Origin of the sequence: Actinomadura sp. GTD37 (assembly GCF_041951365.1) — a bacterium.
Lineage (GTDB): Bacteria > Actinomycetota > Actinomycetes > Streptosporangiales > Streptosporangiaceae > Spirillospora.
In genome coordinates this window covers 81,498-93,793 of sequence record NZ_JBGNUS010000001.1, presented here as the reverse complement: position 1 = coordinate 93,793, position 12,296 = coordinate 81,498, and the positions used below count along the sequence as shown (strand labels likewise).

The following is a 12,296-nucleotide window of genomic DNA, read 5'->3' as shown; positions in this document are numbered from 1 at the left end:
ACGCATGTCGCGACGGTTCTCACGCATCTCCCGCCTCAACGCCGCACCGCTTTGAAACCGTCGCCCTCGCCGACGGAGACGGTAATCGAAGATCAACGCGAACCCGAACAGCACGACGAAGAACCCAAGCACAAACCACCACATGCACCCACCCTCGCCCGCCCAGCCGGGCCTAACAATGGAGCCTTACACAAACCCCGAGCAGAGTTCCTGCCCCAGCCTCCCGGCGGCCCTGCCGCCGAAATCCAGTCAGATCCTCCTCGCGGGCCGACGCAGGGCGGGTCGGCGGATCGAGCCGGTGCGCCTGGCGCGAGGGGGTATTCCCTCAGGGGTGGGGGTCGGGGTTGGTTGGGAAACGAAGTAGCCGGACCTTGTGCGCCTGCCGGGGCGTTGAGCGGACGGGATGTACTGGGCGCGGATCGACCGCTCATGTCAGATGGTGAGAGTTCTTGGTGAAGACGACGCCGGACCGTTGAGAATCGCGGCTCATCGTGGCCGATGGTCCTTGCACAACAAGAGAGCGGCCACGGCGGACAGGGCCGTGAGGGCGGTGCACGCGTGCAGAGTGGCGGACAGTCCGAGGAAGGTGTGGGCGGGGCCGGCCAGCGCGGCGGCGGGAACAGCGGCGTTGGACCCAAGGGCATCGATGGCGTACAGGTGGGGCAGGTCACGGGCGGGGATGTGGTGCTGGACTGTGATGTTCCAGTTGATGATGAACATTTCATAGCCGACCCCGGCGAGGAAGGCGGCGGCCAAGAGCACCGCAAGTGAGGTGCTGCTTGCGAGGAGGCTGAACAGGGGAGCTAAGAACAGGGTGACGGCCAGTCCGCTTTGGACGGGACGGGCGGGGCGGTGGCGCGCAGCCAAGAGCCCACCGGCGAGGAACCCGGCTCCCTGCACAGCGATGATCTGTCCCCAAGGGGTGACGCCGTCCAAGCGCTGATCGGCGAGGACGGGGCCGAGGGCCTCCACTCCCACAGCCAGGGCGGCGTTTATCAGAGAAGCGTGCAGGATGCACACCCATAGCCAGCGTTGTCCGGCGGCCAGACGGAAACCCTGGGCGGCTGCCGGGATGAACCGTGGTGGTGCGGATTTCGAGTCTGGATCGGTGAGGCGCACGCGGGTGTAGGCAACGGCCGCTAGCAGGAAGGACAGTGCGTCGGCGGCTAGGACTCCTTGCGCACTCAAGAGAGCAACCAGTGCGCCGCTGGCGGCGGCCGCGCCGATGGCGGCGAGGTTGACGCCCAGTCGTATTACCACATTGGCCGGGCGCAAGAGGTTCTTCGGGATGGTGCGGGGCAGTGCGCTGCTCGCGGCGGGGAAGAACACTGCTGCGGTCGCACCGCCGACCAGTTGCACGGCGATCACTGCCCATAACGGACCGCCTCGCCATAGCAGCAGGTATGTGGCGCTCTGGGCCGCAGCGGCGACCAGGGCGGTGCTGACCAGGACCTTGCGAAGCGCGAACCGCTCGATGATCGCGCCCGCGATCAACAGGAAGGTCAGAACCGCCACTGCCCGACTGCCCAGAGCGGCACCTACGGCCCCAGGTCCATGACCGTGTTCCAGCAACGCGAAAGCCAGCGCGAGCGGGGCGGTGGCGCTACCTGCGGCGGAGATGAGTCGCGCGCAGGCCAGCCAGGCGAAAGCCCGGTGGCGCAGAGGTGCCACCAGAGAATAGGAAGTAGGAGACACATCACAAGAAGGCACCCGGAAGAAAACTAGCCCCTGCTGTCAACCCCGGCTGAGGCAGTCGGCGCGGGTGGAAATCTTGCGGCCGCATCAGTCGAAGCTTGATCAGGGACGCAAACACGGCTGCCGGTCGCGGAACCCTCGCCGTTGGTCACCGCTGGGAGCGGACCGTGCTGGGGGCTTGACTTGTGTAGGGAAAATCCTCACACGCTTCGCACTACTGAGGAGGCGTGAACTCAATAGCGCGTCCGCCATTCCAGAGTGCAGCGGCGTGGTAGGCGAAGCGGTCGTAAAGTCCGTCCTCCTGCTGCCGCTGGACGTGAAGCATCGGGGAGTCGTGTCCCACGAGATTTGCTAGATGCGGAGTGACCAGCATCTCGTCATCAAAGATGAAGAGGCTCATAGCGATGTGGTCGTCGCCGTAGCGGGCTTCGACACCGGGAACCGTGATGATCTTGGAGAGTTCGTCGAGCGTGATCCTGATCCGGGTGCCAACGGTGAGCGGCACGCCTTCGAGTTCCTCACGGTGCCGCGTGACCTCGCTATCAGGGTCTCCGACCAGGAACCGTACTCGGCAGCCACGTTCGGCCTTGCGTCGCAGCACGTCCCGAAGGTTGGGTATCTCCAGCCACAGGAAGTAGTTCGTATAGCCGGCGAAGGTCAGTTCCTTGTTCGCCTCACTGATGAGGCGACGCCACACCGACTTAGGGCAGGCGGAACGATAGGGGTAAACCGCGATTACTTCGCGGTCAGGTCCGGTCTTCATGTTCTTGCGAACGGCTTCAGGCCACAACATGCCCTCATCAACTCCCAATGCGCCCGAGGCTGCCCAGCGGTGACGCGGGTGGGGTCGGCGATCTTCCTCGGCTACCCACCGAGCGACGGTCTTAACGTCCACTCGACACGCTTCGGCGAGGTCTTGCTCTGTCAGTCTCGCACTCGTCATGGCGTGTCGTAGTGCGTCGTTCGCCACAGCTGCATCGCTCTCGTCAGGACGGATGGGACGTTCTCGACGGTAACTCAAGAACGTCCTAGACGTCCCAGAAACGCTGTACAGGTGTCCGCGCAGAAGGAGGAGCGTCGTTGCTCCAACACAAGTCGGGCCCGGACGCAGCGATTGCCCCGCTGGCCGAGCCCTTGACCGGAAGGTGGTTCCGGCCCATGGCGGATCTTAAGGGCAAACCGCTTGAGATCTTGAGAGCGGCTCTGTTGGAGCGGCGTTGCCGGGCGAAGGTGCACGGGGAGACGCTGTCGGCTCACCCGCCCGCGTCAGTGCGGGGTGAGCAGGTGATCGCCTGCGATGGGGAGTTGTTCCGGTGGGGCGGTGAGGGCGGGCGGGTCTTCGGCTCGGTCTCGGACGTGGGTGCGGCGGCCGACGCGGCCGTGAAGGTGCTCAAGCGGATTGCGCGGTGGTCGTGATGAGCGGCTACGCGGCGCGGGGCTGTGTCAGCACGGCCGGCGCGTTCGACGTGGAGTTCCTGGCGGCGCGGACGGCCGTGGGGCAGGTTCGGACGCTGGTGGGCCTGCGGCTGGCGTCGTGGGGGCTGTCGCGGTCGTGCGATGACGTGAAGCTGATCGCCAGCGAGTTGGTGACCAACGCGGTCGTGCACCCCGATGAGGGTGAGGGCGGGCAGATCCGGGTGCGGTTCACGCGTGAGGCGTGCGGGGTCCTGCTGGAGGTGTGGGACTCCTCGGACTCGATGCCGGTCCGCAAGGAGGACGCCGAGGGGCCGGGTGGCCGTGGGCTGGCGATCGTGGAGGCGATGGCCTCCGAGTGCGGCGTCTGGCGGACCGAGCCGCACGGGAAATGGGTGTGGGCGAGATACCGGGTCGTGTGACGGGCGCGCGTCGGGACGGGCGGCGAACCAGATCAGGGACAGGCGAGTCAAGGACGGAAGGGGCGCGTGTGGTGGTGCGGAACCTGGTTCGGGCGGTGGGCCGGTGGGGGCCGGTCCTGGAGGTTCGGACGCTGGGGAGCCATGAGGCGGCGAAGTGGCGTCTGGAGGGTGAAGCACCGCATGTTCGCCCTCCGGGAGTGGGCCTGAGCAGGGGGACGGGAGTGCTCTTACGGGTCTACGGACCATGGCTGGATTCCGATGTGCTCGGAGTCCCGGGTCAGGTTGTGAAGCGGGTGCGGATGTCTTCGCGGAGCGTGCCCTTGGCGACCTTGCCGCCGGACGAGCGGGGTAGCTCGTCCAGGACGATCAGGTGCTCGGGGTGCCATTCGCGGGAGACGCCTCGGGCGGTGAGGTGCGCGGTCAGGGCGTCCAGGGTGAGTTCGGCTCCGTCGTGCAGCTCGGCGTAGACGCAGACGCGTTCGCCGAAGATCTCGTCCGGCATCGCGACCGCTGCGGCCAGGGCGACCGATGGGTGGGTGCCGACCTCCTCCTCGACGGCGGCGGCGCTGATGTTCTTGCCGCCTCGGATGATCAGGTCGGTGAGCCGGCCGACGACGCGGAGGTAGCCGTCGGCGTCGATCTCGACGATGTCGGCCATGAGCATCCAGCCGTCTGGGGTGTAGAGCGCCTTGTTCGCTTCGGGGTCGTCGTAGTAGCCGGGGCAGGTCGCGGGGCCGCGGCAGCCGGGCTGGCCGGGGCGGCCGGAACCGGTGATGTCGGAGCCGTCGGACGGGTCGAACAGCCGCACCTCCATCTCCGGGATGATCCGGCCGGCGGTGCGGAGGCGATGCTCGCGGGTGTCGTCCAGGCTGGTGTGGCTGAGGGCGCCTGTTTCGTTCGAGCCGTAGAACTGGAGGACCTTCGCGCCCGTCGCCTCCTCGAACCGGGCCGCGCGGTCGTAGGGGACGGCTTCGCCGCCGGTGAACATGCAGCGCAGCGACGACAGGTCGCGTTCGCGCTCGGCCTGCGCGTTGAGCAGCATGATGAACTGCGTGCTCACGCAGTGCAGGACGGTCACCCGGTGCCGTTCGATCAGGTCGAGCGCGGCGTGCGCGTCGAACCGCTCCATCAGGACGGTCGGGACGCCGAGCGCGGCGGGGGAGAAGTGCGCCGTCCACAGCCCGAACCCGAACGGGGACGGGACGGCTCCCATGAACACGTCGGACGGGTTCAGCGCCCCCGCGCGGCGGGCCAGCTCGTGGAAGTAGAACCAGCGGTTCTGCGTGTGGGACACGCACTTCGGCAGCCCGGTCGTGCCGGACGTCGAGTTCAGCATGGAGAAGTCGTCCGGGCCGAGGGCGCGGCCGGTGATGTCGGCGTCGCGCGGGTCGTCCGGGACGCCGAGGCGGTCGACGACGACGTGGTGGGTGAGGTCGAGGTCGTCCGCGCGGAGTTCGTCCACCAGGGCGGCGGAGGGGGCGCCGCGGTGCTCGGCGAGCGTGATGAGCGCGCGTGAGCCGGTGCGTCCGAGCAGGAACCGCAGCTCGCGGCGGCCCGCCCGCGCGCCCACGCCGACCAGGACCAGCCCGGCCTTCTCGGCGGCCACGGCCGCGACGTGCCAGGCGGGGCCGTCCGGCAGGAGCGTCGCGACGCGGTCGCCGGGGGCGAGGCCGAGCGCGGCGAGATGGCGGGCGAGGACGGTCGAGCCCTCCTCGTAGCCCGCCCACGTGAGCGTCTCGTCCGGGGTCGTGTAGGCGGTGCCGCCGGGGCGCTCCGCCGCGTGCCGCCGGACGTGGTCGGCCACGGTCTCGGCGCCCCACCATCCGGCGCTCCGGTACTCCGCGACGGTCGTCGCGTCGAAAGGACTGGTCACAGCTGCCTCCCCGGTCTCCCAACCTGCCCCGAAGTTAGCATTGTCATAGCTTTCTTTTAAACATAAGATCCCACAGAAGCAGCTCAGAAGGAGCGAGATGTCTGCGCAACTGTGGGTCTCGGTCGTCCAGATCGGGTGCTTCTTCGGACTGGTGGCCCTCGGGTACTACCTGGTCCTCGAAGGAGCCGACTTCTTCAACTTCGCACTCGGTCCGTTCGCGATGTTCTCGGGCCTGACGGCGTCCTGGCTGATGGCCGAGCAGGGCTGGCCGCTGGGGTTCGCCGCCGTGCTCGGCATCGCGATCGCCGCGGCCCTCGCGGTCGTCACCGAGATCGCGATCGTCCGGCCGGTCGACGCGCGGTCGAGCGGGGGCGAACTGCCCTCCCTCATCGCGGTCGTCGCGGTGCTGTTCGCGGTCGAGCAGCTCGCCGGCACCCTGTTCGGACGGCAGCTCATGCCGGGCCGGTCATGGCTGCCGGGCGTGTCCCTCGACCTCGGCTTCGTCACCGTGGACGGGCAGACGATCGCGCTCGTCGTGTGCACGCTCGTCTCGTTCACGGGCGTGTGGCTGTGGATGCGGAAGTCCAAGTACGGCCGCATCCTCCGCGCCGTCGGCAGCAACCGGGAGGCGGCGCGCATCCTCGGGATGCCGGTCGGACGCGTCCGGCTGGTCGCGTTCACGCTCGCCGGGCTCGTCGTCGGGCTCGCCGGGCAGCTGTTCTCCGCGAAGGCGGGCGTCAGCTTCCAGTCCGGGTTCGGGTGGGCGCTGTCGGGTTTCCTCGCCCTGGTCATCGGCGGGACGGGCTCGGTGTGGGCGCCGCTGGCAGGCGGGCTGCTGCTCGCGCTCGCCCAGACGTTCGTCCCCTACTACCTGGGCAGCGCCTCGCTGGACTACGCCGTCCTGGCCGTCGCAATTTTGTTCTTCGCGCTGCGACCCAGCGGCCTGTTCACCAGGAAGGTCCGAGTATGAGCGCGGCGAACCGGGGGGCGCGGGGGGTCGTCCCCCCGCAGGAGGAGAGAGCATGAGCGCGGTATCGGTGCAGAAGGAGCCGTCGGCGGGGTCGCTCGGGTGGGTCAGGTCGGCGGAGACGGCGCGGGTCCTCGGCACGCTCGCCCTGACGCTGGGCGTGGTCGCGTGGGCGGGCGGCGACCTGTTCCGGCAGGACCTGGCGCTGCTCGGCGCCACCTACGCGCTGCTCGCGCTCGGCATGTATTTGCCGTTCAACCTCGCGGGCGCGCTGTCGCTCGCCTACAGCGCCTACGTCGCGATCGGCGGGTACGCGGTCGGGCTCGTCGCGACGAAGACCGGCTGGCCGCTGCCCGCCGCCTACCTGCTGGGCGCGCTGGCGTCCGCCGCGCTGGCGGTCGTGCTCGGCTTCGCGACGCGGCGGCTGTCCGGCTTCTACCTGGCGGCGGTGACGCTGCTGTTCGGGATGGCGTTCCAGAGCTTCCTGCTGGACGCCAAGGAGATCACCGGCGGGGCGCTCGGCATCGGCTCCATCCGCCCGCTGACCTTCTTCGGGACGGAACTCGACCGGCGTTCGTTCATCGTGCTCACCCTGCTGATCGTGTGGATCACGGCGGTGGCCGTCGACCGGATCCGCAGGTCCCCGTTCGGGGTGGCGCTGCAGAGCTCGCGGGACGTCCCGGCGGCGGTGGAGGCGGCCGGCATCGGCGTCCCGGCGCTGCGGCTGACCGTCCTCGGCGCGGGCGCGGCCATCGCGTCCGTCGGCGGCGGCCTGTTCACCACCGCCAACCAGACGATCGGGCCGGACACGTTCACGCTCCACCTGGTCATGCTGGCGATCTTCATGCCGCTGCTCGGCGGGCAGGGGTCGGCGTGGGGCGCGGTGCTCGGCGCGGTCCTGGTCGTCGAACTGACCTTCAACCTGCAGATCTTCGAGCGCGCCGGGTCGCTGATCTTCGGGATCGCGGTGCTGGCCGTCCTGCTGGTCGCGCCGCGCGGCATCCTCGGCTACGCCGGGCAGGGCGCCCGGTGGGTGCGCGGCCGCCTCACGCGCACGGGAGGGACGCGATGACCGAGACGTTTCTGCTGGAGGGCGACGGGCTCGGCAAGAGCTACGGCGGCGTCCACGCGGTCGACGGCGTTTCGCTGCGCCTGTCGGCCGGGGAGGTCCTCGGGCTGATCGGCCCGAACGGCGCGGGGAAGACGACGCTGGTCGACCTGCTCGACGGCGCCCAGCCCGCCGACCGGGGGACGCTCGCGATCCGGGGCCGCAAGCTGTCCGGCCCGCCGTCGCGGCGGGCCCGCGCGGGGCTCGCCCGGACGTTCCAGCACCCGCACCTCGCGCACGACCTGACCGTCCGGGAGAACATCCTGCTCGGCGCCGCCGCGCGGAAGCTCGCCGGGGTCGGCGGGCTCATCGCGGGGCTGGCCGCGGGCGCGTTCCGGCCCGCCGGGGCCCGCTTCGAGGGGACGCTGCGCCGCGTCGCCGAGTCGCTCGAACTCGGCGACCTGAGCCGCCGCTGCGGCGACCTCACGCTCGGCGAGCAGCGGCTCGTCGAGGTCGCCCGCGCGCTCGCGCAGGAGCCGTCGGTGCTGCTGCTGGACGAGCCGTTCGCGGGCGCCGACTCGATCGGCATCGCGGCGATCTCCGCGGCGGTCCGGGCCGTCCGCGCCCAGGGCTGCGGGATCATCCTCGTCGACCACAACGTGGACATCGTCGCGTCCCTGGTCGACCGGATCATGCTGCTGCGCTCCGGCACGGTGGTGTTCGACGGGGACCCGGCCGAGTGCCTGGCCAGTCCCGAGATGCAGGACGTCTACTTCGGAACGGGCGGTGAGAGCGTTGCCACATGAGCGCAGCGAACCGAAGGGTGTGGGAGGTCGGCCCTCCGCAGGAAACACGCATGAGCTGGTTCTGAGCGGGGTTTCGGTCCGGTACGGCGAGTCGGTCGCCGTCGCGGGGGCGTCCCTCACCTTCACCGGCGGGGCCGTCACCGGCCTCGTCGGGCCGAACGGCGCCGGGAAGTCGAGCCTGCTCCTCGCCGCGTACGGGTCCGTGGCCGCGACCGGCCGCGTCACCCTCGACGGGGAGGACATCAGCGGGCTGAGCGCCGCGCGGCGGGCCGGGCGCGGGCTCGCGCTCGTCCCGCAGGGGCGGCAGATCTTCCCGCGGCTGACCGTCCGGGAGAACCTCCAGGTCATGGCCGACACGCTCGGCCTGCCCGGCAAGGAGGTCGAGACGGGGCTCGACCGCTTCCCGGTGCTGCGGGACCGCGCCCGCGCGCTCGCCGGGGTGCTCAGCGGCGGCGAGCAGCAGATGCTCGCCGTGTCCCGCGCCCTGATGGGGTCGCCGAAGGCGCTGCTGCTGGACGAGATGTCCACCGGCCTCGCCCCGCTCATCGTCGCGGAGCTGATGGACACCGCCCGCCGGCTCGCGGAGGAGGGCACCGTCGTGGTGGTCGTGGAGCCGTCGATCGGCGCGATCCGCGACCGGCTCGACCGCGGTTACGTGCTGCTTCGCGGCGAGGCGTCCGGACCCGTGGACGGCGGCCGGGAGCTGGACGCCGCCTACCAGCGCGCGATGGGCGTCACCGTCACCGGAACAACCGCCGGAACAACCGCGGAAACGGCCGCGGGAACGGCCGCGGGAACAACCGCGGACGCGGTGCCGCACGCGGTTTCGCCGCCGGGTGGAAGATGAGATACACGTGATGGCCGAAGCCACGACAGCCGAGAGGACACCGACACGGTGGAGGACACCGGTACCCCGGAGCCGCGCGCGCAGATGCGTCAGCCGCGGGTCGCGGACCTGCTCGCCGACACCCTGCGGGCCCGCATCCTGCGCGGCGAGCTGCCCGACGGCAGCCTGCTGCCCAAGCAGTCGGACCTGCTGGAGGAGTTCGGGGTCAGCAAGCTCGCCGCCCGCGAGGCGCTGCGCATCCTGGAGACGGAGGGGCTGATCACGGTCCGGCGCGGCAACACCGGCGGGTCGGTCGTGCACGCGCCCAAACGCGACAGCGTCGCCTACATGCTGGCGCTCGTCCTGGAGTCGCGGCAGGCCGCGCTGCCGGACGTCGGGTTCGCGCTCCAGCAGATCGAGCCGTTCTGCGCCGCGCTGTGCGCGCAGCGGCCGGACCGGCGCACGGCGGTCGTCCCCGAGCTGCGGCGCGCGCACGAGAGCCTGGTGCACGCCGTCGAGACGGGCGACGAGAAGCGCGCGACGCCCGCGTCCCGCGAGTTCCACGAGGCGATCGTCCGGCTCTGCGGCAACGAGACGCTGTTCGTCGTGGCGGGCGCGCTGGAGACGCTGTGGACGGCGCAGGAGCGCGACTGGTCCGAGCACGCGACCCGCGCCGGGTTCTTCCCCGAGCCCGCGCTGCGCCGCCAGGCGCTGGACGAGCACGCCAAGGCGCTCGACCTCATCGAGGACGGCGACGCCGAGGGGGTGGCGAGGCTGCTGCGCGGCCATCTGCGGACCGCGCAGAAGTACCCGATGACGGGTGTCGGCGACGACCAGCGCGTCCAGGCGACCCTGCTGCGCCCTCTGGTCCAGCCCGCCGACCACGCGTGACACTCATTCCTGCTGCGGGGACGGCCGGTCGCTGACATCGTGCGGGTCCAGGGCATCGACCAGCTGGACGAGAACCCGAGGAGTCACATGACCCAGTCGGAGCCGGTATCCGTCGAGGGGCTGACGCTGGAGGAGAAGGCGTCGCTCACGTCCGGGAGCAGCACGTGGCGCACGACCGCCGTCCGCGACGTGGTGCCCGCCGTCACCGTCGCGGACGGGCCGCACGGCGTCCGCCGGCAGGTCAAGGGCTCGGGGGGCGCGCTGGGGCTCACCGACAGCGTCCCCGCCACCTGCTTCCCGCCGGCGGTCGCGCTCGGCTCGTCCTGGGACGCGGCGCTGGCGCGGCGGGTGGGCGCGGCGCTGGCCCGGGAGGCGTCCGCGCTCGGCGTCGACGTGGTGCTCGGGCCGGGGATCAACATCAAGCGGTCCCCGCTGTGCGGCCGGAACTTCGAGTACTTCTCCGAGGACCCGCACGTGGCGGGCGTGCTGGGCGCCGCTCTCGTCGCGGGGATCCAGTCGCGCGGGATCGGCGCCTGCGTCAAGCACTTCGCGGTCAACAACCAGGAGACCGACCGGATGCGGATCAGCGCCGACGTGGACGAGCGGACGCTCCGCGAGATCTACCTGGCCGCGTTCGAGCACATCGTGCGGGAGGCCGCGCCGCATGCGGTCATGTCGTCCTACAACAAGATCAACGGCGTGTCCGCGAGCGAGAACCACTGGCTGCTCACGCGGGTGCTGCGCGACGAGTGGGGCTTCGACGGGCTCGTGGTGTCGGACTGGGGCGCCGTCGACGACCGGGTCGCCGCGCTCGCCGCGGGGCTCGACCTGGAGATGCCGCCTACCCGCACCGACCAGGAGATCGTGGACGCCGTCCGGGCCGGACGCCTGGACGAGGCGGCCGTCACCCGCTCCGCCGCGCGGGTAGCGGAGCTGGCGCGACGCGCCGCGGGGGCGGAACGGTTCGCGGACTGGGACGCCGGCGCTCACCACGACCTCGCCCGGGAGGCCGCGCGCGGGTCGGCCGTCCTGCTGAAGAACGAGCACGGCGTCCTGCCGCTGTCGCCGTCCGCGCGCGTCGCGGTGCTCGGCGAGCCGGCGCGGACGCCGCGCTACCAGGGCTTCGGCAGCTCGCACGTCGTCCCGACACGGCTCGACTCGGCGTGGGACGCGCTGAAGGACGCCGGTCCGGGTTTCGGGTTCGCCGCCGGGTACCGGCTGGACGGCGCGGTGGACGAGCCGCTGGAGCGGGAGGCCGTCGAACTCGCCGCCGGAGCCGACGTCGCGGTGCTGTTCCTCGGGCTGCCGGGCGAAGCGGAGTCGGAGGGCTTCGACCGGACGTCCATCGACCTGCCCGGGACGCAGGTCGCGTTGCTGCGCGCGGTCGCGCGGGTGTGCCCGCGGGTCGTAGTGGTGCTCGCCAACGGCGGTGTCGTGTCGGTCGCGGAATGGGAGTCCGACGCGGACGCGGTCCTGGAGGCGTGGCTGCCGGGCCAGGCGGGCGGCTCGGCGATCGCGGACCTGCTGCTCGGCGTGTGCAGCCCGTCCGGGCGGCTGACCGAGACGATCCCGAAGCGGCTCGCGGACGTCCCGTCCCACCTGCACTTCCCGGGCGGGGACGGCCACGTCGCGTACGGCGAGGGCCGGTACGTCGGCTACCGGTACTACGACACGCTCGACGTGGACGTCGCCTACCCGTTCGGCCACGGCCTGACGTACTCCCGGTTCGAGTACTCCGATCTCGCCGTCACCGAGACGGGCACGAACGAGTGGGCCGTCGAGTGCACCGTGACGAACGCCGGCGAGCGGGCGGCCGCCGAGGTCGTCCAGCTCTACGCGGCCTTCGACGAGGAGCACCCGACCCGGCCCCGGCACGAGCTGCGCGGTTTCGCGAAGGTCGAGCTGGAGCCCGGCGCCGGGACGCGGGTGGCGTTCACGCTGACCGGACGCGACATCGCCTGGTGGTCGGTGTCGCGCGGCGCCTGGCGGATCGACGCGGGCCCTTTCGCGGTCGAGGTGGGCGCCTCGTCCCGCGACATCCGGCTGCGCGCCGGGCTGACCGCCGCCGGGGACGGGTTCGCCGACGCGCTGAGCCGGATGTCCACGCTCGGCGAGTGGCTGGACCACCCGGTCGGCGGGCCGGCGCTCAGAGAGCGGACCGGGACACGGCTGGCGGACCTGCCGCCCGCGCTGTCCGCCCTGGTCCGGGGCATCCCGCTGGCGAAGTTCGGCGCCTTCGGCATCGGGCTGACCCCGGACGTCGTGGACGAACTCGTCGCCGCCGTCTCCGGCTAGCGGGCGGGCCCGGCCGGGGCCCCGCCGGCTGAACCGACCCCATCATTGAACGTGTTCAAT

The 12,296-nt window shown here is 71.2% G+C and carries 11 protein-coding genes; 8 read left to right on the top strand and 3 right to left on the bottom strand.

Annotated elements, in window-relative coordinates; translation table 11 throughout:
- Positions 1 to 486: 486 nt before the first annotated feature.
- Both ACA511_RS00325 and ACA511_RS00320 read right to left on the bottom strand, forming a co-directional pair.
- Positions 487 to 1,671, bottom strand: coding sequence for an MFS transporter (locus tag ACA511_RS00325; RefSeq protein ID WP_375021956.1), 1,185 nt, complete (start codon positions 1,669 to 1,671; stop codon positions 487 to 489).
- Positions 1,672 to 1,909: 238 nt separating this feature from the next.
- Entirely contained in the window at positions 1,910 to 2,506 is a 597-nt protein-coding gene (locus ACA511_RS00320; protein WP_375021955.1) for an XRE family transcriptional regulator, read from the bottom strand.
- 347 nt (positions 2,507 to 2,853) lie between these two features.
- Between ACA511_RS00320 and ACA511_RS00315 the strand changes: the two genes are divergently transcribed.
- Together ACA511_RS00315 and ACA511_RS00310 are read left to right on the top strand one after the other, a co-directional pair.
- A complete protein-coding gene (locus tag ACA511_RS00315; RefSeq protein ID WP_375021954.1) occupies positions 2,854 to 3,111 on the top strand; it encodes a hypothetical protein in 258 nt (85 codons plus the stop codon).
- Positions 3,111 to 3,530, top strand: a complete 420-nt coding sequence (locus ACA511_RS00310) for an ATP-binding protein (RefSeq protein ID WP_375021953.1) — start codon at positions 3,111 to 3,113, stop codon at positions 3,528 to 3,530. The genes ACA511_RS00315 and ACA511_RS00310 overlap by 1 nt, the downstream gene beginning before the upstream one ends.
- Before the next feature lie 277 nt (positions 3,531 to 3,807).
- Here the strand turns inward: ACA511_RS00310 and ACA511_RS00305 are convergent, their stop codons facing one another.
- Complete coding sequence (locus ACA511_RS00305) at positions 3,808 to 5,403, bottom strand: class I adenylate-forming enzyme family protein (RefSeq protein WP_375021952.1); 1,596 nt, start codon at positions 5,401 to 5,403, stop codon at positions 3,808 to 3,810.
- A 97-nt stretch (positions 5,404 to 5,500) separates the two neighbouring features.
- Between ACA511_RS00305 and ACA511_RS00300 the strand changes: the two genes are divergently transcribed.
- From ACA511_RS00300 to ACA511_RS00275, 6 genes are all read left to right on the top strand, one after another.
- A complete protein-coding gene (locus ACA511_RS00300; RefSeq protein WP_375021951.1) occupies positions 5,501 to 6,373 on the top strand; it encodes a branched-chain amino acid ABC transporter permease in 873 nt (290 codons plus the stop codon).
- 52 nt (positions 6,374 to 6,425) lie between these two features.
- Positions 6,426 to 7,442, top strand: a complete 1,017-nt coding sequence (locus tag ACA511_RS00295) for a branched-chain amino acid ABC transporter permease (protein ID WP_375021950.1) — start codon at positions 6,426 to 6,428, stop codon at positions 7,440 to 7,442.
- The gene (locus tag ACA511_RS00290) at positions 7,439 to 8,224 is read left to right on the top strand and encodes an ABC transporter ATP-binding protein (RefSeq protein ID WP_375021949.1); all 786 of its coding nucleotides are present in this window, start codon (positions 7,439 to 7,441) and stop codon (positions 8,222 to 8,224) included. Before ACA511_RS00295 ends, ACA511_RS00290 begins: the two co-directional genes overlap by 4 nt.
- A 19-nt stretch (positions 8,225 to 8,243) precedes the next feature.
- Entirely contained in the window at positions 8,244 to 9,071 is an 828-nt protein-coding gene (locus tag ACA511_RS00285) for an ABC transporter ATP-binding protein (RefSeq protein ID WP_375021948.1), read from the top strand.
- A 48-nt stretch (positions 9,072 to 9,119) separates the two neighbouring features.
- The gene (locus tag ACA511_RS00280; RefSeq protein WP_375021947.1) at positions 9,120 to 9,941 is read left to right on the top strand and encodes a FadR/GntR family transcriptional regulator; all 822 of its coding nucleotides are present in this window, start codon (positions 9,120 to 9,122) and stop codon (positions 9,939 to 9,941) included.
- A gap of 87 nt (positions 9,942 to 10,028) precedes the next feature.
- A complete protein-coding gene (locus ACA511_RS00275) occupies positions 10,029 to 12,236 on the top strand; it encodes a glycoside hydrolase family 3 C-terminal domain-containing protein (protein WP_375021946.1) in 2,208 nt (735 codons plus the stop codon).
- Positions 12,237 to 12,296: the final 60 nt, after the last annotated feature.